The organism is Gluconobacter vitians (assembly GCF_015244565.1).
GTDB lineage: Bacteria > Pseudomonadota > Alphaproteobacteria > Acetobacterales > Acetobacteraceae > Gluconobacter > Gluconobacter vitians.
In genome coordinates this window covers 25,530-48,658 of record NZ_JABCQG010000008.1, presented here as the reverse complement: position 1 = coordinate 48,658, position 23,129 = coordinate 25,530, and the positions used below count along the sequence as shown (strand labels likewise).

Genomic DNA, 23,129 nt, shown 5'->3' with positions numbered 1-23,129 from the left:
ATTCCCAAACCTACACCGGCGAGTCTTCTCTGCCGGAAATCTTTTTGGAAGATCTCATCATGGCCGATACGACCAACGGAACCGACGACGTCACCTACAAGAGCGGCGAAACCAGTTTTCATCAGCATGACTATGCCTGGGAATGGGCTGGCTCCTCAACGGGCGGTGACTGGTCCGATCCGAGCAACTGGGCTCTGAAAAATGCCGGCAATCCGGTGGACACGACCGATAGCTCCTTCAGCGGCGACGCCATTCCCCAGAGCGAGCAGAATGCGGACGTCAATGTCGGTTATTACGGCAACACCACGCCGTTCGTGGTCGTATCGAATGCCGTGCTTTACAACCAGATCCGCAGCCTCAGCGTCTGGCAGAACAGCACCCTGAAGATCACGGCGCAGGGCGGAAACGGAAATGTTTTCGCAACGGCCGGTCTGGAAAACTACGGTACGATCATCGTCGATACCCCGTCCAAGGTCGAACTCGGCGGCGTGACGTCAGGCGACGGCACCCTGACGATCATGAACAACAACGGGAACGTGACGCTTGACGATGCGCGCCTGAACAACGGTACGCTGAACCTGGTCAACTCGACCCTTGGCAGCGAGACCGCTCCCGTTTCGATCGCTGGTGGTACGGTCAACCTTCAGAACAGCACGCTCGTTGCAGGTCTGTATGGCGAAGGCTCCACGCTTAACGTCGATCCGGCAAGCGTCAACACGATCTATGTCCGGAACCTCTACACCAACGACAGCGGTTCCGTGCAGAACACCGTTATCAACGGCGTGTCTGAAAACACCCATTTTGGTGTCCTGAGCGGCGGTGACTCCACGCCGACCTCCGCCACCTATGCCGAGAACTCCGACGGGTCCTACACCCTGACGATCAATCTCAGTAACGGTCGTGCCATTACCTATCCGACGGTTCATGTCGCAGACGGCTTCACGCCTGCTGCCCACGCAACGATCGTCCAGGACGGAACGCAGGGCTGGCTGATCGAAGATGCCGGTACGAGCACGGCTTCGGCGTCTTATGCTACGAGCGATCTGCACCAGCAGATGGCTTCGACGGCCGCTGCGGCAGCCAGCGCCGGTGGTGACACCTCCCAGTACAGCACCAATGCCGTCAGCTATCACAATCACGATGCCGCATGGCGCTGGACCGGTCCCGCCACCGGCGGTGACTGGTACGATCCGAAGAACTGGACGCTGTATGACGGCCAGGGCCATGTCATTAATACGACGGGCAACTCCTTCAACGGCGACGCCATTCCGCAGAGCGAGCAGAATGCTGACGTCAATGTCGGCTATTACGGTAACACCACGCCGACTACCGTTGTCGCCAACGCACCGTCCTACAACCAGATCCGCAGCCTCAGCGTCTGGCAGAACAGCACGCTGGAAATCACGGCAAATGGCGGCAACAACTACAACGGCTATGTCTTTGCCACGGCCGGCTTCGAAAACGACGGCACGATCCTGATCAACACCCCGTCGAAGGTTGAACTCGGCGGCGTCACGATGAACCGTGACGACGGTACGATCACGATCATGAACAACGACAACAACGTCGTGTTCGATACCAACAACGTCAATAACGGCGGCACGATCAACCTGATCAACGCCACGCTGGGCTCGGCGACCAACCCGCTCTGGATCAGTGGCGGTACGGTCAACCTGTCGCAGGACAGCAGCCTGTTCCTGGACCCGAGCGAAAGCATCAACACCATCAATGTTGATCCTTCGACGGTGAATACGGTTTATGTCGAAGCCAACGGCTTCCTGCATAACAACTCGGCCAACAACCAGAACATCGTCATCAACGGTGTGTCCGCCAACACGCATTTCGGTATCTCCGGTGTCACATCCGCTCCGACGGCTGCGACCTACACGCCGAATAACGATGGCTCCTACACCCTGACGATCACGCTGGCTGACGGCCGCCAGCTGACCTATGGCAACATCCATACGGCTGACGGTTTCACGCCTGCCGCCACGGCGACCATCGTTCAGGACGGCAGCAACGGCTGGATTGTTGAAGACAATGGCACCACGACCTGCTTCCTCGCAGGCAGCATGATCCGTACGCCGGAAGGCGACGTTGCCGTCGAGACCCTGCGTCTGGGCAGCACGGTTCTGGCTTTCGTGAATGGTGAGGCCGTTGAGCGCACCGTCACCTGGGCCGGCCGGGCACATATGGTTGCCAAGACGGGTCTGAGCGATGCCGAGGCAGGTTATCCGGTCCGCATCATGAAGGATGCGCTGGCTGAGGGCGTGCCTTACAAGGACATGCTGGTCACGCCGGAGCACTGCCTGTTCATCAATGGCGGCTTCATCCCGGCCCGTATGCTCGTGAACGGTCGTTCCGTGGTCTATGACCGCACCATGCCGTCCTATGACTACTTCCATGTGGAAACGGCAGAGCATTCGGTGATCATGGCTGATGGCATGATGACGGAAAGCTATCTCGATACCGGGAACCGTCACTCCTTCCGCCAGAACGGCACCGTCGTGTCGCTCGGTGGCCGTGCACGCAACTGGAATGATGACGCAGCTGCACCGCTGGTTGTCAGCCACGAGGTGGTCGAGCCGATCTTCCGTGAGATCGAAGCCCGCGCCATCAACGCCGGTCTTGAGAACACCAGCCCGGCTCCGGTCCTGACCGAAGACTCGGGTCTGCATCTCGTCACCAGCACGGGCCAGACCATTCATCAGGTTCGGACCGCCAATGACCGCGTGATGTTCATGATCCCGTCCGACGTGACGGAAGTTCGCCTGATGTCCCGCACGTCCCGCCCGAGCGAGACGGTTGGACCGTTCGTGGATGACCGTCGTGACCTCGGTGTTCTCGTCGGTGAGATCACGCTGTTCGACTCTGGCAACACGATCCGCATCGACCAGCACCTGACGGAAGCTGGTCTGGCTGGCTGGGATGTTCAGGAAAACATCGCAGCGCGCTGGACAAACGGCAACGCCATGCTGTCCCTGACGGCACGTCAGCCGAACAGCCTCGGCATGCTGGCCATCCAGGTTCTGGCCGCAGGCCCGTATCTGGTCGCTTCGGAAGAAGCCGAAACGGCCCACACTGCCTAAGACCATCCGGTCTGAAACTGAAAAAGGCCTCATCCCTTCGGGGGTGAGACCTTTTTCTTTGTCCATTCTCTCAGGCGCTGGTCTGGAGCGCAGTTTCAACAAAAAAGGCGCCCCTGTATGGGACGCCTTTTTCTAGGGGCAGTTGGAAAAACGGTCTCAGAAGTTGGCGTTGATCCGTCCGTAGTAATAACCGCCCGTGATGGGCACTTGCAGCGAGAACTGGTCGTAGATCTGGGCGCCGCGGGAGTTGTTGATCTGCTGGACGCGACGGGGGCGGACGTTGAAGATGTTGTTCGCGCCGATCGCCAGATGCCAGTTGCTGTTGAAGCGGTAGCCGACTTCGATATCCGTCAGCCAGCGCGGCGTATTCTTGAACTGCGCAAAGCAGCTGTTGGAATAGGCCAGGCTTCCACCGCTCGGGCAGGGGAGCGTCTTGTCCGTCCAGTCGTAGTAGGTCAGCATGGACGTGGTTTCGCCATACCGTGTCTGACGGACGTTGAAGTCCCATTTTCCGACCGTATAGAGCGCGTTCAGGATGATCTTGCTGCGCGGATAGGCGGTCGTGATATAGGCGATGTTCTGGGCATTCAGCAGCGGATTGCCGTTGGTGTCGGTGCCATTGTGGTGTAGGCGCGTACGGTTCAGGTCCAGCGCCATGCTGAGGTTCAGGTTACCGGCATTGTGGAAGCGGATCATGTAATCCGCTTTGATATCCAGACCCTGCGTGCGGGTGCTGGCGCCGTTGGTCATGTAGTAGGCGGACACGTTGTCAGGCGTGATGCTGTTGAGCGGCAGGGAATATCCCATGGCTTCAATAGCCTCGATGGCGGACTCGCCCTTGACGGTGCCACCACCCACGATGCGGTCACGCAGATTGATCTGATAGACGTCCGCTTCGACATGGAAGTTCTTCACGGGTTCCACAACGATACCACCGCTGGCGCTGACGGAGCGCTCCGGCTTCAGGGCACTGGCACCCAGGACGCGTGCGGCCGTTGAACTGACGGGAAGCAGACCAGAGGCGCCGGTCGGGTCCACGTTCATGGCGCTGTAATGCTGCTCGGCCAGGGTGGGCGCACGGAAGCCGGTGCTGATCGTGCCGCGGAGCGCAATCTTGCTGGTTACGTCGTAACGGGTCGAGACCTTGCCGTTTTCCGTGTTGCCGACATCGGTGTAGTGCTCGAAACGCCCGGCGAAATCGAGATCCCAGTGCTTGAGCGGATGGAAGTCGCCATCAATATAGGCCGCCCAGATGTCACGGCTCCAGTTGCCGGCACTGTTGGGGCCGAGACCGGCATAGCCCTGCGTCCCACCCAGTTCATAGGACGGCGGGGTACCGGCCTTGATCTGATAGGTTTCGAGACGATGCTCGCCACCGAAGGCCAGTGTCATCGGAACGGTATGGGCGATGTTGAACTGGCGGCGGAAATCCAGATTGTTGGTCCACTGCGCCATGCGATAGGTTTCGGCACGCGTCGTGTTGGGTGACCAGCCGCAGCCATCGGTTGAATAATAGGACGACGTCGGATCGGTCGAGCAGGTGCTGGCGAGCATGCCCGTATTGGCCGTGTTCTTGTTGCCGATCTTGTTGCCATCCGCGCCGTATGTGGTGCTCAGATCCCAGTCGAACCCGAAGAAATTGTCTCCCTTGAGGCCAAGTGTAGCGGCGTAATCGTTCTCTTCCGATGTTTCGAGCGGTGAGAAACCGGCCGGATACATGGTCGGCGCGATCGCCGGCGTCCGGTAGTTTTCATAGGCTTCGCCATGGCGGTGCATGTAGGTGATGAGGCCGTAGAAATTCACGCCTTCGGTAAGGGTCTTGCCGAAGTCGATGGCGAGGCTTTCGCGGGTCTCTTCCGGCGTGCTCATGATCTTGTTGGAATCAGCAGGCACGTTCATCGCGTTTGGAACGAGGCCGGTATAGTAACCCGTCGTGGTGGCATTGGTGGGCCAGCTTCCGATCAGGCGGTGATCGCGTGCGCCGACGACCATGTGATCGGTGTGATAGACTTCGCCGCTGAGATGCAGGTAGCCGTCATTGCCCCATTTCACACCACCATCGGCATCAACCTTGTACTGCCAGCCGTCGCCGTTATAGGCGTTTGCGCCGGTCTGCACAGAAGTGTGGATGGCGTGTGCCTGCTTCTTGGTGATGATGTTCACCACGCCTGCAATGGCGTCGGAGCCGTACATCGCGGCGGCACCGTCTTCCAGCACTTCGATATGGTCGATGGCGCTTGCGGGGATCGTGTTCAGATCGGCGCCTGTGGAGCCGAACTGCGGGCCGGCATCGGCCGTGATGTTGGCTGTGTTGTGGCGGCGCTTGCCGTCCACCAGAACCAGGACTTCATTCGGACCGAGACCGCGCATCTGGATGGAGGACGTCAGGGCTGCGGAATCCGCGCCCATGGCCACAACGTTGATGGAAGCGTAGGTACGCGTCAGGGCGTCGGCGACGTTCATCATGCCGGAATGGCGCAAGGTTGCGGCCGAAATCACGCTGACGGGGGACGAGCTTTCGCGCGCCTTGCGGTTGGTCGCATGGGTACCGGTGGTGACGTTGATCGTTTCGGCTTCGCCCGTGAAATTGACGTCGGTCTTTTTGCGGCGCGGTGCGGCCGCAGGCTTGGCCGTTGAAGCTGTGGCAGGCCGGGCAGCAGCGTGAGCGGCGCTGGTAGGCTTTGCGCTGTGATGGCGGGTGGCAGGCTGATCGGTGGTCGTTGCGGCCATGGCAGACATGCAGGGCATAACCGAGACGGCCGTTGTCATGAGCAGGGAGATGCGATGCCGGTACTTCATTACTACTATCTATACCTCCATGAGACGCCGCTCTTGGGTTCAGAGGGGGTTTCGAAAGAGTAATGATAAAATCTCGTTACATGAAAGTAGCAAAAATGATTCGTGTGACAGATTTTCTGCCTGTTGCATAAGGGCAACAAAAGCCTGCGGGGGTACCTGTTCCGGACATGATGTTTCCAATCGGGTATCAACCGGGAAACATATTTTCAAAGTCGGTCATGTGGTAGCTGAGGCGCTCAGGGGCTGAATGGCGCGATTCTATGTTACTTGAACGTATCAGATGGCAGTTGAAGACGCATAAATGTGCGTTGGCTCTGTTTCGGTCTGTGCTCTCTCAGTCGTCAAGACGGACCTTCCGGTTGCGCTTGATGCCGGCCCGGTGGGATTTGCCATCCAGGCGACGCTGCCGCGCCGCTTTGCCCGGGCGTGTGGCAACGCGGAATGTCGGGCGGTGAGCTGCCTTGCGGATCAGCTCTGCCAGACGCTCGATGGTGTCTTCACGGTTCCGCTGCTGGGTCCGAAAGCGGCGACCCGTGATGATGATTTCGCCATTCTGGGTCGCGCGGCTGCCTGCGAGTTCGATCAGCCGCGTACGGATACGGTCGGAAAGGGCAGGGGAACGCGCAGCGTCAAACCGGAGCTGTGCAGCGGTGGCGACCTTGTTGACGTTCTGTCCGCCCGGGCCGGAAGCCAGGATATAGGTCACTTTCAGTTCGTCTTCTTCGAGAAAGAGACCGGGAAGAATCTGAATGGACATCTCTCTCTTCCTTATGAAGCTGAAAAAGGAACGGCCGTCCGCAAAACAGACTGTCTGGCGGCCATAGCCTCTTTCGGCGTGGGAAACCATGCAGGGCTCCGGCTAAACGGCCTGTTTTTCAGGGAGATGAGGTTGACGCCCTCATGGGTTGTGGGGTAGCCAGCGTGCGGATGAACCGGTAGCTCAGTTGGTAGAGCATTCGACTTTTAATCGAATGGTCCTGGGTTCGAGTCCCAGCCGGTTCACCAACTCCCCTTTAAAATCTGTAAAAACCATCGTCTCCTGCCAGGGTTGCACTGTAGCGCATGGCCGTTTTGCGGCGTAGGGTGGCGCAACGGAACGACATTAAGGGGAAACGCTGATGACGCGTGCTCGGATTGGGGTGGCGCTTGCGCTGCTGGCGGCTCTTGCGGCCTGCGGGCCGGATTATGGTGGTCAGGGATCGCGGCAGTTCCGTGGCGACGACTATGGGAATGTTGGTGCGGGCCGCAGCAGCTATGGCTATCAGGGCGGCCCGACCTGAGGTTTTCCTGATGTAAAAAGGTTCAGGACAGGGCGTCTTGAACCAGTTTTGCCTGCTGGGCCGCATGAGCGCCGGGCAGACCGGTCGCGGGTGAGGCTGCGCCTTCGCGACCGACATAGTCCGGACGCTGCACGCGATGATTGCAGCCCCGCAGTGCGCGTTCGATGCGACGGTCCACGAAAATCCAGGCACCGTTGTTCTGTGGCTCTTCCTGACACCACAGGACCTGTTCCGCGTCCGGATGGCGGGCAAGCTGCTCCATCAGGGTGTGATGCGGAAATGGATAGAGCTGCTCGATGCGGATGATGGCGACGTCGTCACGGTTCTGGCGCGTCCGTTCGGCAACGAGATCATAATAGACCTTGCCGGTGCACAGGATGATGCGTCGTGCGCCGTCTTCCTTTGCCGGGTCCGCGATGACGGGCTGGAAACGTGTGTGCGGCCCCATCGCGTCCAGCATCGAAACCGCGTCTTTGTTGCGCAGCAGGGATTTCGGCGTGAAGACGACCAGCGGCTTGCGGCAGCGGCGTGCGATCTGGCGGCGCAGGGCGTGAAAATAGTTGGCAGGCGTGGTGATGTCACAAACGCGCATGTTGTTTTCGGCGCAGAGCTGAAGGATGCGCTCGGGGCGGGCTGAGGAATGTTCCGGGCCGCCGCCTTCATAGCCATGCGGCAGGAGCAGGGTCAGGCCGGAGGTCCGCAGCCATTTGGTTTCGCCCGAGGCGATGAACTGGTCGAGGATGATCTGCGCGCCATTGGCGAAATCGCCGAATTGCGCTTCCCACAGGACCAGCGCTTCCGGATCGCCGAGAGAATAGCCGTATTCGAAGCCGAGGACGGCATATTCCGAGAGCGGCGAGTTCCAGATGTTCAGGGGTGCCTGATGGGGTGCGATATGGGTCAGGGGCGTGTCTTCGCGTCCTGTATCCTGATCGAACAGGACGGCATGACGCTGGCTGAACGTGCCCCGGCGGCTGTCCTGCCCGGACAGGCGGACGGGATGTCCGTCCATCGACAGTGTTCCGAAAGCGAGGGCCTCGGCCGTCGCCCAGTCGATCGGACCACCATCGGCGACGGCCTTGCCGCGGGCAATGATCTGCCGGGCCAGACGCGGATGAACGGCCAGACCTTCGGGGATCGTGCCGATGGCCTCTCCCACTTCCTGAAGGCGCCGGAGAGGTACGCCGGTCATGGGCTGGATGCGGTCCTGTTCGTCCTGCAGGCGGGTCGGATCTTCGGGGCCGTCCAGCCAGTCCGTCCCGTCGGGCTGATAGGTTTTGGATTTCTCGAACTGTTCTTCCAGACGGTGTTGGAAGTGGGTCCACATCTCCTCGACTTCGGCTTTGGTCATGACGCCGCTGCGGATCAGATGAGCGGCATAAAGGCTGCGTGTCGTGGCGCGGGACTGGATGGCGTGGACCATCGCGGGCTGCGTGAAGGCGGGCTCGTCGGTCTCGTTATGGCCGTGACGGCGATAGCAGACGACATCCAGCACGATGTCGGACTGGAACGTGCGGCGCCATTCATGGGCCAAAAATGCACAGCGTGAGACGGCTTCGGGATCGTCGCCATTGACGTGCAGGATCGGGGCCTGAACGGATTTGGCAATGTCGGTGTTGTGCAGGCCGGAATGGGCGTCGGACTGGACGGTGGTGAAGCCGATCTGGTTGTTGATGATGACGTGAACCGTACCACCCGTCCGGTAGCCTTCCAGCTTCGAGAGGCTGAGGGTTTCGTACACCACGCCCTGACCGGCGAAGGCCGCGTCACCATGGACGAGAATGCCCAGATGGTGCTGGCGGTTGCGATCCTTTTCGCGATCCTGATCGGCGCGGACGCGGCCGAGCACGACCGGGTCCACCGCTTCCAGGTGCGATGGGTTGGGCAGGAGCGAGATGCGGACGGTGTGGCCGGCATGTTCAAGCGTGGTGGCGGTGCCGAGATGGTACTTCACGTCTCCGGAGCCCTGGATGTCATCGGGTTTGAAAGAGGCGCCGGCGAATTCGCTGAAAATGGCGGCGAACGGCTTGCGCAGGATGTTGGCCATCACGTTCAGGCGGCCGCGATGTGGCATGCCGAGTGAGACGGAACGTACGTCATCCTGTGCCGCGGCATCGATCAGGGTTCTTAGGGCCACGATAACGCTTTCGCCGCCTTCAAGGCCAAAGCGGCGCATGCCCATGAAGCGCTTCTGGCAGAACTGCTCGAAGCCCTCGGCGCGGGTCAGGGCGAGGAGAATGCGCTTCTGGTCCAGTGACGGGCCGGGGGCCGGATTTTCCAGACGGTCGATCCACCACTGGCGCTGGGCCGGGTCCTGAAGATGCATGAACTCGGCGGCCGTGGTGCCGCAATAGGCGCGGCGCAGACGGGCGATCAGGTCCCGGTCCGCACCCGGAGGCGTCAGTTCGGCAATGTCGGGTGTGGGGGCGAGGCCAAGCGGGTCCAGCCCTGCGATGGAATGCCCGCGCAGGCGATAGGCGAATTTCAGGCTCTCGGCACTGGCATCGTTCTGATCAGCCGTGTCCGGGCCGGTCAGGCGGTCGGAGCCGAGGGTCTCGAACAGGGACGCGAAAGCCGGGTCCACAGAGGCCGGGTCGTGCTGCCAGCGTGTGTGCAGCTCCGCCAGATAGACGGTGTTTTCGCCATTGATGGCGTCCCGGTCATCGTGATGGTCGCCCATGAACTCGTCTCCTGTGTCCCCGGGGGCCGCGCTCCTGCCGGGGAGAGGCGGAACCGGGGGCTGTCATATGGCCGCGCAGTTTAGCGGACTGGCAGAAGAGGGCCAATCTCTGCCTGTCCCGAACATCCTTTGTCAGAGACCGAAGCCGCGTTTCATGGCGTCAATCCGGCGTGCGATGGAGCGGGTGGCGACCGGGGTGTCTGTCTGGTCGAAGATATGGCAGGCGCCGGGCACGATTTCCAGTTCTACGGAGATACCCTGATGGATCAGGCGCCGCGCATAGGCGAGATCTTCATCCAGAAACAGGTCCAGCGCGCCAACACACAGATAAACCGGGGGCAGATCGGTCAGGTCGGTTGCGCGGGCGGGAGCGGCATAGGGTGAGACATCGGCCGAACCGGGCGCTACGGGATTGAGGAGGGCCGTCCACATGAAGGTGTTGCTGGCGCGGGTCCACAGGAACTCGCCCCCGACAGGTGAAGCGTCAGGCTGGCCCGTAATCGTGTGGTCGTCGAGCACGGGATAGACGAGGTTCTGGAACAGCAGCGTCGGTCCTTCGCGGTCCCGGGTCAGCAGAGCCAGTCCCGCAGCAAGGCCGCCGCCCGCGCTTTCGCCGGTCAAACCGATGCGGCCAGCGTCGATCCCGAGTGTGTCGGCATTGCGGGTGATCCAGCAGAGCGTTGTGTAGGCGTCCTCGATCGCGGCCGGAAACGGATGTTCGGGGGTAAGGCGGTAATCAGGGGAGATGACCACGCAGTCCAGCTCCTGTGCGAACTGGCAGAGCTGGGTCGTGGTGAGCTCGGGCTGGCCAGCGAAATAGCCGCCGCCATGCAGATGCAGCAGTGCCGGGCGCGGGCCTGTGGCCTCCTTGCGGGGGCGGACGGTCAGGAGGCGGATGGGGGGTGCGTTTTCCGTGCCAGGGATGTTCAGGCGCTCAAGGGTGACGGGATAGTCTTCGGCCTGAAGGAAGGACTGGCCAGCAGTCTGTTCCAGTCCGCTGCGGAATGCGGGCAGGGATTCAGGAGACAGATCGACTGTCGGAATTTCCTCAAGGAGTGGAAGAAGTTCGGGAAGGACCAGAGAACGTGTGTTCATGAAAGGACGCCTTGGGTCGGAAAATGGAGAGCAATTGAGGCAGGAAAATCATGTGGGATTCCAGTGGTCGGACCGCTTGAAGGCAGAAATCTGTCCGATCTGCCACAAAGTTGCCGCAACTTTTGAGGGCCGAGAGTCGTCTAGTCCGATGACCGGTCTTGAGCCGGCCTCGTTGAGATGGGAGTTCCGCACATGCGTGCTCTGCTGTTTCTGGCGGTTGTGACAGGAAATGTTCTTGCCCTGACTGGGATGTCCCTCGCGGCTGATGGCCCTCAGCGCGATGATCTCTCCGCGCATACTGTTCTGACAGATGATGCTGGTCAGTCGGGTGTGGATCATCGACTGCTGGAATGCAGGATCGATCCGCGCCTTCTGCACACCGTATGGAACGGGCAGGTTTCGTCCCAGCCGAAACCCCATGTCTGCACAGGTGGTGCAAACCGTCTGGGGGCAGGATATGTCCGCTATCTGGCGACAAGCCGGATGGTGAAGGTGCACAGGCTGCTGCGGGGGTAATATTCTTTCGCAAAAGGCAGGTCTCACATGTGTGGAATAGGCCTTGTCGCAGACGTGGGCCGCGTCTAGCCTCCTGCACCATGAGCAGGATTTCCCTTGATTATGATGCGTTCGAGAGCACGCCCGTTGCGGAAAAACCGTTTCCGCATGTGGTGGTGCCGCACTTCATCGGCAATGACGATCTGAAGGCGGTTGTCTCCGAACTGCCGGAGATGAAATCCGGCGGCTCCTTTCCGCCGGAAGCGCTGAAGCTGACGCCGCATGTCTCGGCCATGATCGCGGAACTGCAGGGTCCGAAGCTCAAGGCGCTGGTGGCTGAAAAATTCGGGCTGGATCTGGCGGATGCGCCGACCATGCTGACAGTGCGCGGACGCACGCGGGAAAAGGACGGGCGGATCCATCGGGACTCTGAGGCCAAACTGGTCACGATCCTGCTGTATCTCAATCCGCGGGGCGAGGACTGGGCGTCGCGTGATGGCTGTCTGCGGCTGCTGAACGGGCCGGATGATGTCGAGGATTTCGACGTCGAGGTGACGCCGGCGGAAGGGACACTGCTGGTGTTTCCGAACGGTCCGGCGACCTGGCATGGGCACCGGCAGTTCGTGGGAACACGGTATGCGATCCAGCTCAACTACATGGCGACGGGGCGCAAGGCCCGCTACGAACTGCGGCGGCACCGTCTGTCGGCGCTTTTAAAGCGTCTGCCCTTTTCGGGCTGATTTTCAGGGAACGGGAAAAGATCATGGGTTATCGGGTTGCGGTTGTTGGCGCCACGGGTGCGGTGGGGCGTGAACTGCTGCGAATTCTGGCGGAGCGGGACTTTCCGGTCGATGAAGTTGTGGCGCTGGCTTCTCCGCGTTCGGCCGGGCGTGAGATTTCTTTCGGGGACAAGAAAGTCCTGAAGGTCCAGAACCTCGAAACGTTCGACTTCAAGGGCTGGGATATTGCGCTGTTCTCGCCGGGTGGTGCGGTTTCGGCCGTCTATGCGCCGAAGGCTGCGGCTGCGGGATGTGTGGTGATCGACAACACGTCACATTTCCGCATGGAGCCGGGCGTGCCGCTGATCGTGCCGGAAGTGAATGCGGCGGCAATCGGCAAGGCCAGCCGTGGTATCATCGCCAACCCGAACTGCTCGACCGCGCAGATGCTGGTGGCGCTCAAGCCGCTGCATGACCTGTTCCGGATCAAGCGCATCGTGGTCTCGACCTATCAGGCTGTTTCCGGCGCGGGCAAGGACGGCATGGACGAGCTGTTCGCCCAGACCAAGGGCACGTTCGTCAATGATCCGCCGACGGTCGCGCAGTTCACCAAGCAGATCGCCTTCAACGTCATTCCCCATATCGACCGTTTCATGGACGACGGTGCGACCAAGGAAGAATGGAAGATGGTGGTTGAGACCCGCAAGATCATGGACCCGGACATCAAGGTCCTAGCGACCTGCGTGCGCGTTCCGGTGTTCATCGGACATTCCGAGGCCATCAGCATCGAATGCGAGAAGCCGGTTGATCTGAAGAAGGCACGCGAGGCGCTGCGCAAGGCACCGGGCGTGATCCTGCGGGATGAGCGCGAAGACGGCGGCTATGTCACGCCGATCGAATGTGTGGGTGAGGATGCAACCTATGTATCCCGCCTGCGGATTGATCCGTCGGTCGAGAACGGTCTGGCGCTGTGGTGTGTGTCCGACAACCTGCGCAAGGGTGCGGCGCTCAATGCGGTCCAGATTGCGGAAAGCATCGTGGAGCAGGGGCTTCTAAAGGACGGGCAGCTGTTCCGTCGCAACGAAGTGCCGGATGAAGACGAAGACTGAGTGATGACGTTATCCCGTACCGAGACGGTTCTTGCAGCCAATGAGGATATCGAGCGCCTGTCGCTCGACGTTCTTCTGGACCGGCTTCTGACGTCCCAGAAAGCGGCTTTGGACCGGGTTGGCGAGGCATTGCCGTCTATTGAGCGGGCCGTCGAGGCAGCTGTGCCCCGGCTGCAAGCTGGTGGCCGGCTGGTCTATGCGGGGGCGGGGACGTCCGGGCGGATCGGATTGCAGGACGGTGTTGAACTGACGCCGACCTTTGGTCTGGCTCCGGAGAATCTGGTTCTGCTTCTAGCCGGCGGGGCAGGGGCGACGACCCAGGCCGCCGAAGGCGCGGAGGACCGGGAAGATCAGGCGCGGCTTGATCTGATGGAGCATCATCCGAATGAACATGACGTGGTGATCGGCGTCGCGGCGAGCGGCAATACGCCCTATACCTGCGCCATCGTTCAGTTCGGGCGGGAAGTGGGTGCGCTGACGATCGGTATCAGCGGCAATCCGGAATCGCGTCTGCTGAGGGAAGCGGAACTCGGAATCTGCATTCCGACGGGTGCCGAGGTTCTGGCTGGGTCAACGCGCATGGCCGCCGGGACTGCGCAGAAAGTCACACTGAACCTGTTTTCCACGGCGCTGATGACGCGCTTGGGGCATGTCTATCGCGGTCGCATGGTGGATATGCGCATCAGCAACGACAAGCTTCAGGCCCGTGCGGAGCGGATGGTCATGGAATTGGCTGGTGGAACGGCCGAGGAGGCGCGTGAAGCCCTCAAACTGGTCCAGGGGAACACGAAACGGGCTGTTCTGTTGCGACGTGGAGTGGCTCTGGCTGATATCGAGCCGCTTCTGGAACAGACGCGGGGAAATCTGCATCTGGCGCTTGCCAGACGGATCTGAAGTCTTCGGGACTGTCATCGCTCTGACCGGAAACGATCGAAGCGAGGCAATCCCGTGTTGCGGGAAAGCTGTCTGAAAGCCATCCCGCAGATCTGATCGAAATCAGACGGAAGCGAGTTCGGGCCAGCCGGTTTCCGGGCGGTCGAGGTGCTTCAGCAGGTCGTGGTCAGGCGTGTTGACGAGATCCTTGACCACCGTCTTGAAGAGCTTCTTGGTCGTCGGTTTGTCGAGATGTTCGCGGATTTCATGCATGGCCTGCGCCGGTGCAACAAGCAGGATTCCTTCCACATCGCTGTTCTGTGCGGCCTTGTTGATGTGGCCAGCCAGATCGCGGGTGAAATGTTCCTTGAGCTGCTCATGCGGATTTTCGCGCGGTGCCTTGATGGAGCCGACATCCGTCTCCGCATTGGAACCCTTGTGCAGGTCGAAGCTTGCGATGGTGCGGAGCTGCGGGCCTTCAAGGCGCAGGAAACGGGCTTTTTCGCCGTCGGCAACAACGTAAATGACGGGATCCTGTGTAGCCATGTCTGGAAATCCTTGTTTCAAAATCGGACTGTGCGTCTGTAACAGCTTTGAGATGGGATGGTTGCCATCAGCAGACAAGGTGACGCAGAGTCGTATTCTCTTAATATGCTGAAAACAGGGGAATATTTCATTTCCTTGAATGTTTTTTGAAGAATTCGGAATTTTTTTGTTGAAACGCAGACGCGATGTGCTCAATCTCTGAATCGAGCCCACCAGAAAATCTTTTCCAAAGGCTCAAAGGAGGCAAGTATGGCTTTGACGAATACTCTTCTGCCGTATGTTGGTCCGATGACAATCGCTGTTGCGGTGTTTGCCTATACTATGTTGCAAGGGACGCGGAAACCGGATGTTTCCTATGCGAAAGTAAGGCATCGACGATAGCGTCCCGCAAGGGGCGCGTATCTCCAGACGCTTTACCTCTTTCCTAAGTGCCTTCCCGGTTCCAGAGTAGAGGGCACTATGGCATTTCTTCACAAAACCCCCCGTATCGCTCCTCCGCCAGAAGGCCGGACCGGTATTCTCCTTATCAATCTCGGGACGCCTGATGACACAGGCTATTTCTCGGTAAGGCGATATCTGAGCGAATTTCTCTCTGACCGACGTGTCATCGAGAGCCCTCCCCTGATCTGGCAGCCGATCCTGCAGGGCATCATCCTGACAAAACGTCCCTTTGCCAGCGGCGCAAACTATGCGCGGATCTGGCACAAGGAAGAAAACGCGTCCCCGTTGCGGGTCTATACGCGCAGGCAGGCCGAAGGTCTGGCGGAACGGCTTCGTGCCGATGGCGTCCCCGTTGAATGGGGGATGCGTTATGGTCGCCCTTCTGTTGCGAAGGCTGTTGAAAGCCTGATGGATCAGGGCTGCGACCGGATCGTCAGCATCGCGCTTTACCCGCAATATTCCGCGACAACGACCGCAACCGCCAACGATCAGCTTTTTCGCGCGCTCATGCGCCTGCGTCGCCAGCCGGCCGTGCTGACCGTCCCGTCATTTCCGGATCATCCCGCATTCATCCGCGCTCTCGAGACATCCGTGCGGGAGACGCTGGCCGGTCTGAGCTTCAAGCCGCAGCAGATCGTGGCCTCGTTCCATGGGCTGCCCAAGGTCTGTATTGAAAAGGGCGACACGTATCGCGACGAATGCGAGCGGACTATTGCTGCCCTGCGCAAGACCCTGGATCTTGATGAAGCGCAGATGCCACTGACATTCCAGTCCCGGTTTGGACCGCTCGAATGGGTTCAGCCCTATACGGCGCCCTTCGTCACGGCTCTTCCGAAGCAGGGCATCACGAAGATCGCCGTTATCATGCCAGGGTTCATGGTGGACTGCCTTGAGACTCTCGATGAAATCGGAAACGAGCTTCGGGAAGAGTTCATGGAAGCAGGAGGGGAGGAATTTGCCCTTATTCCCTGCCTGAACGATTCGAAAGGCGCCGTCGATCTTCTGGAAGAGCTTTCACGCTCGGCAATGGCCGGTTTCCAGCGCCGCTGAGTGCTGTAACCTTCTGGTTTCCTGAAGGAACCCACCCGTCACCGGGTGGGTTTTTTTGTGCCCATGCGCGGCTCGGACGACGGTCGGCGGGGAAGTACAGCATTTTTCGGCTTGCATTGCGCGCAGCCTTTCCCTATAACTGTGGCATTGAGCCATAAAACACAGTCAATAAATGGCTCATAAAATAATTTGAGATAAAGTTTTTGCAAAAAGGTCTCTCCGAAAGGACAGGCCTTTTTTTGTTGCCTGCTTCAGAAGAAAGATACGGTGTCCTGTGGAGAAATTACGGCTCCATACAGGCCCGAGACAGCTTTCTTCTGCAAGGTTTCCAGGATCTGGAATCAATACGATGTTCCGGTTCCTGGAAACTGTCTGAAACTTTCTTTTTTCATTTACGGGAAAAATCATGAACGCTGTTTCCAGCACGCAAAGCGCAATCCAGTCGGGTTCGCGCTGGACGATCGCTGACGCGATGAAGATCCATACCGATGATCCGACCACGACCATGCCGGTCATCGACTATGCTTTCCCGGTCATCGATTCCGATGTGTGGCAGTGGGATACCTGGCTGCTGCGCGACATCCACGGCAAAACCGTGACCTTCAAAGGCTGGTACGTCATGTTCGCCCTCGTGGCCGACCGCTCCGCAACGGGCGATACGGTTGAGGGCTGGCACAGCCGCAACAACTATTCCTATATCGGCTACTACTACAGTCGCACCGGCAATGGCGCGGACTGGAAGTTCGGCGGTCGTGTCATCAAGGAAGGCGCCAACTCCCGCAGTTGGGAATGGTCCGGCTGCGCGGTCATGCGCGAGAACAGCGGCAGCACGGTCGATCTGTTCTACACCTCCGTCAATGACACCCCGTCCGAGTCCGTTCCGTCCTACACGACGGGCCGTGTTCTCGCGGATGCCAATGGCGTGTGGTTCGAGGGCTTCGATGTCTGCACGGACATGTTCCAGGCGGACGGCGTGAACTACGCCAACATCGTCGAGGACCAGTACTGGGACTTCCGCGATCCGCACATCTTCCGTAACCCGGACGACAACCAGATCTATGCCCTGTTTGAAGGCAATGTTCCGGGTATGCGCGGTGACTTCACCATCGGCTCCGACGAGATGGGTCTCGTGCCGCCGGCCACGACCGTTCCGGCCGGTGCGCAGTATGGTGCCGCCGCTATCGGTATTGCGCGTCTGAAATCCGACTCCACAAAGGGTGATTTCTCGCAGTGGGAAATGCTGCCGGCGCTTGTCACCGCGCTCGGCGTCAATGACCAGACGGAACGCCCCCATGTCGTGTTCCAGGACGGTCTGACCTATCTGTTCACGATTTCCCATCACTCCACCTTCACCGGCAACAGCACGGGTCCGGATGGTGTGTATGGTTTCGTGTCACGCAACGGCATTTTCGGCCCGTATACCCCGCTGAACGGGTCCGGCCTCGTGCTCGGCAATCCGTCCGCTGCGCCGTACGAGACCTACTCGCACTTCGTCGATCCTGCCGGTTACGTGCAGTCTTTCATTGACACCCTGCCGCAGCCCGGTTCGGCTGATCCGCAGAATCCGGAAATCTATCGCATCGGTGGCACGCTGGCGCCGACGGTGAAGATCGTCCTCGACGGTGAGCGGACCTTCCTGACGGAAGTTCATGCTTATGGTCAGGTCTACGCCCAGGGCGTCTGGCCGACCTCTTCGGCCTGGGACAAGCGTTCCTGAAGCCGTTTTGCCCTCTTCCGAAAGGGGGAGGGCATTTTTCTGCGTTTCAGGCGCAGAAATGCGCTGGCCTGAGGCCAAGAAACTGTATCGGCGATTTCTGGAAAAATTATCGGCTGGTCGGAGTGAGAGGATTCGAACCTCCGGCCCCTGCGTCCCGAACACAGTGCTCTACCAGGCTGAGCTACACTCCGGCCGACGGCGCTTCTCCTACAGGGGTTAACGCTTTCCTGCAAGAGGCCAGAGCGAAAAATCAGAGAATGAGTGCCGTTCGGGTCATATGTCTCCATGACCAGAGGACGGCTTTTGCCTGTCCCTGAAGATTCCAGACCGGAAGAAGCCCTACGCCGCCTTCCGCAACACTCACCCGTGAGTCGGCGGAATTGTCGCGGTTGTCGCCCATGACGAACAAATGACCGGCCGGGACCGTGAAAGGCGCGATGTTATCCAGTTCGCCGTCCTGCGAGAGTTTGAGGATGTTGTGATGCACATTGCCCGGCAGGGTTTCCTCATAGCGTTCTGCGGGCAGCCAGACGCCTCTGCGGCTCTCCTCGCGGGCAGGGCCCATGTCCTTCCATGGCAGTTCGGTCCCATTCAGGACGACATGTCCGTGGACGAGCGCGATCCTGTCACCGGGAAGGCCGATGACGCGCTTGATCCAGGTCTGATGCAGATTGGCCGGTGCGCGGAACACGACGACGTCTCCGCGGCGGGGCAGATGCCCGAAGAGGCGTCCTCCGCTACTGTCATGCGGCTTCAGGGCATCACCGAAGGGCAGGTTGGCCGTGCTGAGACCATAAGAGGGCACAACGACGCCAATCTGGTCCCCGATCATCAGTGTCGGCTCCATCGAGGCCGAGGGCACGATGTAGGCGGCGGCAAGGGCGCTGTGAATGGTCAGGAAGCCCAGAAGGACGGGTAGGCAAGACAGGATGTCTCGGGCGAACTTGCGTAGGGGCATGATGGGTGTCTCCGTGCCTGGAAGAGTGCCTCATGGGCGGCGGAGAGCCAGTTAAACCTCTGTCAGGTCCTGTCATGAAAAAAGGGGCGTCCCGTCATGGGGCGCCCCTTTTTTGCCGTTTCAGGAACAGGACGCCTTACAGCGCCTTTTCAAGCTCCGGCAGGACTTCGAACAGATCGCCCACGATCCCGTAATCGGCGACCTTGAAGATCGGCGCTTCCGGATCGGCGTTGATCGCCACGATGACGCGGCTGTCCTTCATGCCGGCCAGATGCTGGATCGCCCCCGACAGGCCCACGGCGATGTAGAGTTCCGGTGCCACGATCTTGCCGGTCTGGCCGACCTGCATCTCGTTCGGGGCAAAGCCGGAATCCACGGCCGCACGCGATGCGCCAATGGCAGCATGCAGCTTGTCGGCGATGGGTTCGAGCAGCTTGAAGTTCGCTGCGTCCTTCATGCCCTTGCCGCCGGAAATCACCACGCGGGCGGATTCCAGTTCCGGACGGTCGGATGCCGAAAGCTCGACCTTCACGAAGACGGACTTTTCGCTGACCGGAGCCTCGACCGTCTCAACGGCAGCAGAGCCACCTTCGGCCGCAACCGGATCGAAATTGGAGCCGCGGATCGTCAGCACCTTGATGCTGTCGGAAGAGCGGACCGTCGCCAGGGCGTTGCCAGCATAGATCGGGCGCACGAACGTGTCAGCGTCCTTGATCTCGACCACGTCGGGGATGGGCTGCACGTCCAGCAGACCTGCCAGGCGCGGCAGGATGTTCTTGCCGGTGGCGGACGCTGCGGCCACGATGTGGCTGTAGTCCTTCGCGCGGGTTGCGAGCAGATCGGCAGCGGGCTCGGCCAGATCATTGACCAGACCCGGCACGCTGAGAACGCGCGTCACCCTCGGCAGGGCAGCAGCGGCTTCCGCACCCTCTCCGAACACGATGGCATCGACGTCACCGAAGCGGGAGGCTGCGGCAACGGCCGAACGGGAAGCCTGACGGACCGCGCCGTTTTCGACTTCAACCAGAACAAGAGCGGTCATCAGATCACCTTCGCTTCTGTCTTGAGCTTCTCGACCAGTTCGGCCGCGCTGTTCACCTTCACGCCTTCCTTGCGCTCGGACGGCTCGGCCACGGAGACCACCGTCAGGCGCGAGGCCGTATCGACGCCGAGGCTGTCGATCTCGATCGTCTCGAGCGGTTTCTTGCGGGCCTTCATGATGTTCGGCAGGGACGCATAGCGCGGCTCGTTGAGGCGCAGATCCGCCGTGATCACGGCCGGGAGCATGAGAGACACGACTTCCGTACCGCCATCGATCTCGCGGGCGACCTCGACGCGACCATCGGCAACCGTCACGGCACTGGCGAACGTGCCCTGCGGCCAGCCAAGCTTGGCGGCCAGGATCTGGCCCGTGGCGTTCATGTCGTCGTCGATCGCCTGCTTGCCCATGCAGATCAGGCCGGCTTCCTCGCGCGTGGCGATGGCTTTGAGCACGTTGGCCACGGCGCGCGGCTCCAGCGTGTCGTCCGTACGCACGAGAATGGCGCGGTCCGCACCCATGGCCATGGCCGTGCGCAGGACGTCCTGCGCGGCCTGTGCGCCGATGGTCACGGCCACGACTTCTTTTGCGGCACCCTTTTCACGCAGGCGCACCGCTTCTTCGACCGCGATTTCGTCGAACGGATTCATGGACATTTTCACGCCCTGCGTTTCGACACCGCTGCCATCGGCCGCTACACGTACCTTGACGTTGTAATCGACCACCCGTTTGACTGGGACCAGAACTTTCATCGTCATCTTTCGCTGCTGTCGCCGCCACAAAAACGGGCGTTACCGTAGCGGGACTGACTGAAAAAGTCACATTCCGCTCCGGATGCGCCCGATCGTCGGAAGAAATTCACATCCCGACGGGATAGTTCGGACCGCCGCCACCTTCGGGCGTGCACCATTCAATGTTTTGCGTCGGATCCTTGATGTCGCAGGTCTTGCAGTGCACGCAGTTCTGGGCGTTGATCCGGAGCTGCCAGGCGTTTTCGCCCGTCTGCTCCTGCTCATACACCCCGGCCGGGCAGTAGCGGCTCTCCGGCGAATCGAACACGTCATGATTGACCGTGCGCCAGATGGCCTCGTTACGCAGCTTGAGGTGAACCGGCTGGTTTTCCTCGTGGTTCGTGCCGCTCAGGAAGACCGAGCTGACGCGATCGAAGGTGATCTTCCCGTCAGGCTTGGGATATTCGATCTTCTTGCACAGCGAGGCCGGGCGCAGCGTCTCGTTATCGGCATGCGGATGGCGCAGCGTCCAGGGCGCCCGGCCGCGCAGGATCATGCTGTCGATGCCGGCATAAATTGCGCCGAGCTTCATGCCCCATTTCGCGAAGGCCGGGCGGATGTTGCGGACGTCGCGCAGTTCGGACCACAGCCAGGACTGGCGGACACGCGCCGTCATGCTGGCGGCTTCCTTTTTGTCTTTTTCCAGAGCCTCGGCCACGGCTTCGGCCGCGATCATGCCGGATTTCATGGCCGTATGCGTGCCCTTGATCTTCGGCACGTTCAGGAAGCCTGCCGAATCACCAGCCAGCACACCGCCCGGGAAGGTCAGGCGCGGAATGGACTGGAAACCGCCTTCGGATAGCGCACGTGCACCGTAGATCAGGCGCTTGCCGCCTTCGAAATGCTCCCGGAACGCCGGGTGCAGCTTAGTGCGCTGCATTTCTTCGAACGGGGACAGATAGGTGTTGGCGTAATCGAGGCCGGTCACAAAGCCGAAGCTGACCAGATTTTCCCCGAAATGATAGAGCCAGGCGCCACCATAGGTATGGTCATCGAGCGGCCAGCCGAAGCTGTGCTGCACGAGGCCGGGGCGGTGTCTTTCGGCCGGAATTTCCCAGACTTCCTTGACGCCAAGGCCATAGGTCTGCGGATCGACGCCCTTGCGCAGGCCGAAACGCTTCATGGCATGACCCGTGAGGGAGCCGCGTGCGCCCTCAGTCAGGATGGTCTGCTTCGCGCGCAGGATCATGCCGGGCGTGAAGTTCGGCCCGTGCTCGCCGTTGCGCTCGATGCCCATGTCACCCGTGACCACACCGGCAACACGGTTGTCCTCGATGAAGAGCTCTGCGCCCGAAAAGCCCGGATAGATTTCCACGCCAAGGGCCTCAGCCTGCTCGCCGAGCCAGCGGCAGACTTCGCCCAGTGAGACGACATAGTTCCCGTGATTGGCCATCTGCGGCATCACGCGGTCCAGATACGGCACCTCGAACGAGCGCGTTTCGGTCAGGAACAGCATCCGCTCTTCCGTCACCTGCGTGCGGAGCGGGGCGTCCAGATCGCGCCAGTTCGGCAGAAGTTCGTCGAGCGTGCGCGGCTCGATCACGGCGCCCGAGACAATATGGGCGCCGATCTCGCTGCCTTTTTCAATCAGGCAGATGCCTGCATCCGGCATCAGCTGTTTCAGGCGGATCGCGGCGGACAGACCGGCGGGACCGCCACCGACCACCACGACATCGAATTCCATTTCTTCGCGTTCGATCTGGGTCATGATGTCAGGAAACTCGCTGAATAACAGGGTTGGAGAGTTCAGGGACGGCGCGTGAAAGTCCAGTAGAATGGCACACGCCCTTCGCGGAAGGCCTTGGCCTCATAGCGCGTGGGCGACCAGCCTTCGGGACGTTCTTTGGCCGGGGGCGGCGCATCGAACAGGTCCTGCTGGCCCATCACCTCCGTGACCCACTCCTGATAGACAGGATGGTCACTGGCGACGCGCCAGATGGCTCCGGGTTTCAGGACGCGGTGCATCTGTCTGATGTTTTCCGGATGCACGAAGCGGCGCTTGGCATGCCGGGCCTTGGGCCACGGGTCCGGGAACATCAGATACGCCCGGTCCAGACACGCATCGGGCATGTCCTTGAGCAGCAGGCGGGCATCTTCGGCCCAGATGCGGAAATGGGGAGGCGGCGTGGTTGTGTCTTCCTCACCTTCAGGTACAAGACGCGAAAGCAGGGAGCACAGACCGTTCTCGAAGACCTCGGAGGCGATATAGCCGACATCCGGGTTCAGTTCGGACTGGCCGATGGCATGTTCGCCGCCGCCAAAACCGATTTCGAGAAAGACGCGCGAAACCGCATCGGAGAATCCCGCAGCGGGATTCTCCGGTGAGGTAAAGGAAAGCCGGGGCAGCGCCTTCTCAAGAAGGTGCTGCTGCCGGGCCCGGAGCGGATGGCCGCGCTGGCGGCCGTAAAGCCGCTCCGGCTGGGGTTTGAGAGACTCGACCAGGGGTTT

At 60.5% G+C, this 23,129-nt stretch carries 18 protein-coding genes and 2 tRNA genes; 9 read left to right on the top strand and 11 right to left on the bottom strand.

Annotated features, from left to right (window positions below; all coding sequences use genetic code 11):
• The first annotated feature begins 59 nt into the window (after nucleotides 1-59).
• Nucleotides 60-3,089 (top strand): Hint domain-containing protein, encoded by a 3,030-nt coding sequence (locus tag HKD24_RS07675; RefSeq protein ID WP_194259755.1) that lies wholly within the window; start codon nucleotides 60-62, stop codon nucleotides 3,087-3,089.
• Between the two features lie 156 nt (nucleotides 3,090-3,245).
• On the opposite strand, the gene HKD24_RS07670 is transcribed toward HKD24_RS07675, so the two are convergent.
• Nucleotides 3,246-5,888: a TonB-dependent receptor plug domain-containing protein gene (locus HKD24_RS07670; RefSeq protein ID WP_194259754.1), complete on the bottom strand. Its 2,643-nt coding sequence runs from the start codon at nucleotides 5,886-5,888 to the stop codon at nucleotides 3,246-3,248.
• A gap of 334 nt (nucleotides 5,889-6,222) precedes the next feature.
• Nucleotides 6,223-6,645, bottom strand: a complete 423-nt coding sequence (gene arfB / locus HKD24_RS07665) for an alternative ribosome rescue aminoacyl-tRNA hydrolase ArfB (RefSeq protein WP_194259753.1) — start codon at nucleotides 6,643-6,645, stop codon at nucleotides 6,223-6,225.
• 172 nt (nucleotides 6,646-6,817) lie between these two features.
• On the opposite strand from arfB, the gene HKD24_RS07660 reads away from it, so the two are divergent.
• Nucleotides 6,818-6,893 (top strand) — tRNA-Lys (locus HKD24_RS07660).
• Between the two features lie 113 nt (nucleotides 6,894-7,006).
• Complete coding sequence (locus HKD24_RS07655) at nucleotides 7,007-7,168, top strand: hypothetical protein (protein WP_167494581.1); 162 nt, start codon at nucleotides 7,007-7,009, stop codon at nucleotides 7,166-7,168.
• 22 nt (nucleotides 7,169-7,190) lie between these two features.
• Here the strand turns inward: HKD24_RS07655 and HKD24_RS07650 are convergent, their stop codons facing one another.
• Together HKD24_RS07650 and HKD24_RS07645 are read right to left on the bottom strand one after the other, a co-directional pair.
• Nucleotides 7,191-9,848, bottom strand: a complete 2,658-nt coding sequence (locus HKD24_RS07650; protein ID WP_194259752.1) for a 2-oxoglutarate dehydrogenase E1 component — start codon at nucleotides 9,846-9,848, stop codon at nucleotides 7,191-7,193.
• A 132-nt stretch (nucleotides 9,849-9,980) separates the two neighbouring features.
• Complete coding sequence (locus HKD24_RS07645; RefSeq protein WP_194259751.1) at nucleotides 9,981-10,943, bottom strand: alpha/beta hydrolase; 963 nt, start codon at nucleotides 10,941-10,943, stop codon at nucleotides 9,981-9,983.
• A gap of 192 nt (nucleotides 10,944-11,135) precedes the next feature.
• Between HKD24_RS07645 and HKD24_RS07640 the strand changes: the two genes are divergently transcribed.
• The 4 genes from HKD24_RS07640 to HKD24_RS07625 all read left to right on the top strand — a co-directional run bounded on the left by HKD24_RS07640 (nucleotide 11,136) and on the right by HKD24_RS07625 (nucleotide 14,160).
• Complete coding sequence (locus HKD24_RS07640) at nucleotides 11,136-11,459, top strand: hypothetical protein (protein WP_194259750.1); 324 nt, start codon at nucleotides 11,136-11,138, stop codon at nucleotides 11,457-11,459.
• 80 nt (nucleotides 11,460-11,539) lie between these two features.
• Complete coding sequence (locus HKD24_RS07635) at nucleotides 11,540-12,178, top strand: 2OG-Fe(II) oxygenase family protein (protein WP_194259749.1); 639 nt, start codon at nucleotides 11,540-11,542, stop codon at nucleotides 12,176-12,178.
• 23 nt (nucleotides 12,179-12,201) lie between these two features.
• A complete protein-coding gene (locus tag HKD24_RS07630; protein ID WP_194259748.1) occupies nucleotides 12,202-13,266 on the top strand; it encodes an aspartate-semialdehyde dehydrogenase in 1,065 nt (354 codons plus the stop codon).
• 3 nt (nucleotides 13,267-13,269) lie between these two features.
• Entirely contained in the window at nucleotides 13,270-14,160 is an 891-nt protein-coding gene (locus HKD24_RS07625; RefSeq protein WP_194259747.1) for an N-acetylmuramic acid 6-phosphate etherase, read from the top strand.
• Between the two features lie 102 nt (nucleotides 14,161-14,262).
• On the opposite strand, the gene HKD24_RS07620 is transcribed toward HKD24_RS07625, so the two are convergent.
• Complete coding sequence (locus HKD24_RS07620) at nucleotides 14,263-14,685, bottom strand: host attachment protein (RefSeq protein ID WP_194259746.1); 423 nt, start codon at nucleotides 14,683-14,685, stop codon at nucleotides 14,263-14,265.
• Between the two features lie 459 nt (nucleotides 14,686-15,144).
• Here HKD24_RS07620 and hemH point away from each other — a divergent pair, with 459 nt between their 5' ends.
• Together hemH and HKD24_RS07610 are read left to right on the top strand one after the other, a co-directional pair.
• Nucleotides 15,145-16,176: a ferrochelatase gene (gene hemH / locus HKD24_RS07615; protein ID WP_194259745.1), complete on the top strand. Its 1,032-nt coding sequence runs from the start codon at nucleotides 15,145-15,147 to the stop codon at nucleotides 16,174-16,176.
• Nucleotides 16,177-16,582: 406 nt separating this feature from the next.
• Nucleotides 16,583-17,893, top strand: coding sequence for a glycoside hydrolase family 68 protein (locus HKD24_RS07610; protein ID WP_194259744.1), 1,311 nt, complete (start codon nucleotides 16,583-16,585; stop codon nucleotides 17,891-17,893).
• A 114-nt stretch (nucleotides 17,894-18,007) separates the two neighbouring features.
• On the opposite strand, the gene HKD24_RS07605 is transcribed toward HKD24_RS07610, so the two are convergent.
• The 6 genes from HKD24_RS07605 to trmB all read right to left on the bottom strand — a co-directional run bounded on the left by HKD24_RS07605 (nucleotide 18,008) and on the right by trmB (nucleotide 23,123).
• Nucleotides 18,008-18,084, bottom strand: a tRNA-Pro gene (locus HKD24_RS07605).
• Nucleotides 18,085-18,143: 59 nt separating this feature from the next.
• Nucleotides 18,144-18,851, bottom strand: coding sequence for a signal peptidase I (gene lepB, locus HKD24_RS07600; protein WP_194259743.1), 708 nt, complete (start codon nucleotides 18,849-18,851; stop codon nucleotides 18,144-18,146).
• 136 nt (nucleotides 18,852-18,987) lie between these two features.
• Nucleotides 18,988-19,893, bottom strand: coding sequence for an FAD-binding protein (locus HKD24_RS07595; RefSeq protein WP_194259742.1), 906 nt, complete (start codon nucleotides 19,891-19,893; stop codon nucleotides 18,988-18,990).
• Entirely contained in the window at nucleotides 19,893-20,642 is a 750-nt protein-coding gene (locus tag HKD24_RS07590) for an electron transfer flavoprotein subunit beta/FixA family protein (protein ID WP_194259830.1), read from the bottom strand. The genes HKD24_RS07595 and HKD24_RS07590 overlap by 1 nt, the downstream gene beginning before the upstream one ends.
• A 106-nt stretch (nucleotides 20,643-20,748) precedes the next feature.
• Complete coding sequence (locus HKD24_RS07585; RefSeq protein ID WP_194259741.1) at nucleotides 20,749-22,389, bottom strand: electron transfer flavoprotein-ubiquinone oxidoreductase; 1,641 nt, start codon at nucleotides 22,387-22,389, stop codon at nucleotides 20,749-20,751.
• A 38-nt stretch (nucleotides 22,390-22,427) separates the two neighbouring features.
• Complete coding sequence (gene trmB, locus HKD24_RS07580; RefSeq protein WP_194259829.1) at nucleotides 22,428-23,123, bottom strand: tRNA (guanine(46)-N(7))-methyltransferase TrmB; 696 nt, start codon at nucleotides 23,121-23,123, stop codon at nucleotides 22,428-22,430.
• Nucleotides 23,124-23,129: the final 6 nt, after the last annotated feature.

Bases quoted from the DNA above. Each gene is read 5' to 3' on its own strand.
- HKD24_RS07635 (WP_194259749.1), top strand. From the start codon at position 11,540: ATGAGCAGGATTTCCCTTGATTATGATGCGTTCGAGAGCACGCCCGTT.
- HKD24_RS07620 (WP_194259746.1), bottom strand. From the start codon at position 14,685: ATGGCTACACAGGATCCCGTCATTTACGTTGTTGCCGACGGCGAAAAA.
- HKD24_RS07610 (WP_194259744.1), top strand. From the start codon at position 16,583: ATGAACGCTGTTTCCAGCACGCAAAGCGCAATCCAGTCGGGTTCGCGC.
- HKD24_RS07645 (WP_194259751.1), bottom strand. From the start codon at position 10,943: ATGAACACACGTTCTCTGGTCCTTCCCGAACTTCTTCCACTCCTTGAG.
- lepB (WP_194259743.1), bottom strand. From the start codon at position 18,851: ATGCCCCTACGCAAGTTCGCCCGAGACATCCTGTCTTGCCTACCCGTC.
- arfB (WP_194259753.1), bottom strand. From the start codon at position 6,645: ATGTCCATTCAGATTCTTCCCGGTCTCTTTCTCGAAGAAGACGAACTG.
- hemH (WP_194259745.1), top strand. From the start codon at position 15,145: ATGGCATTTCTTCACAAAACCCCCCGTATCGCTCCTCCGCCAGAAGGC.
- HKD24_RS07675 (WP_194259755.1), top strand. From the start codon at position 60: ATGGCCGATACGACCAACGGAACCGACGACGTCACCTACAAGAGCGGC.
- HKD24_RS07650 (WP_194259752.1), bottom strand. From the start codon at position 9,848: ATGGGCGACCATCACGATGACCGGGACGCCATCAATGGCGAAAACACC.
- HKD24_RS07670 (WP_194259754.1), bottom strand. From the start codon at position 5,888: ATGAAGTACCGGCATCGCATCTCCCTGCTCATGACAACGGCCGTCTCG.
- HKD24_RS07625 (WP_194259747.1), top strand. From the start codon at position 13,270: ATGACGTTATCCCGTACCGAGACGGTTCTTGCAGCCAATGAGGATATC.
- HKD24_RS07630 (WP_194259748.1), top strand. From the start codon at position 12,202: ATGGGTTATCGGGTTGCGGTTGTTGGCGCCACGGGTGCGGTGGGGCGT.
- HKD24_RS07590 (WP_194259830.1), bottom strand. From the start codon at position 20,642: ATGAAAGTTCTGGTCCCAGTCAAACGGGTGGTCGATTACAACGTCAAG.
- HKD24_RS07655 (WP_167494581.1), top strand. From the start codon at position 7,007: ATGACGCGTGCTCGGATTGGGGTGGCGCTTGCGCTGCTGGCGGCTCTT.
- HKD24_RS07595 (WP_194259742.1), bottom strand. From the start codon at position 19,893: ATGACCGCTCTTGTTCTGGTTGAAGTCGAAAACGGCGCGGTCCGTCAG.
- HKD24_RS07585 (WP_194259741.1), bottom strand. From the start codon at position 22,389: ATGACCCAGATCGAACGCGAAGAAATGGAATTCGATGTCGTGGTGGTC.
- HKD24_RS07640 (WP_194259750.1), top strand. From the start codon at position 11,136: ATGCGTGCTCTGCTGTTTCTGGCGGTTGTGACAGGAAATGTTCTTGCC.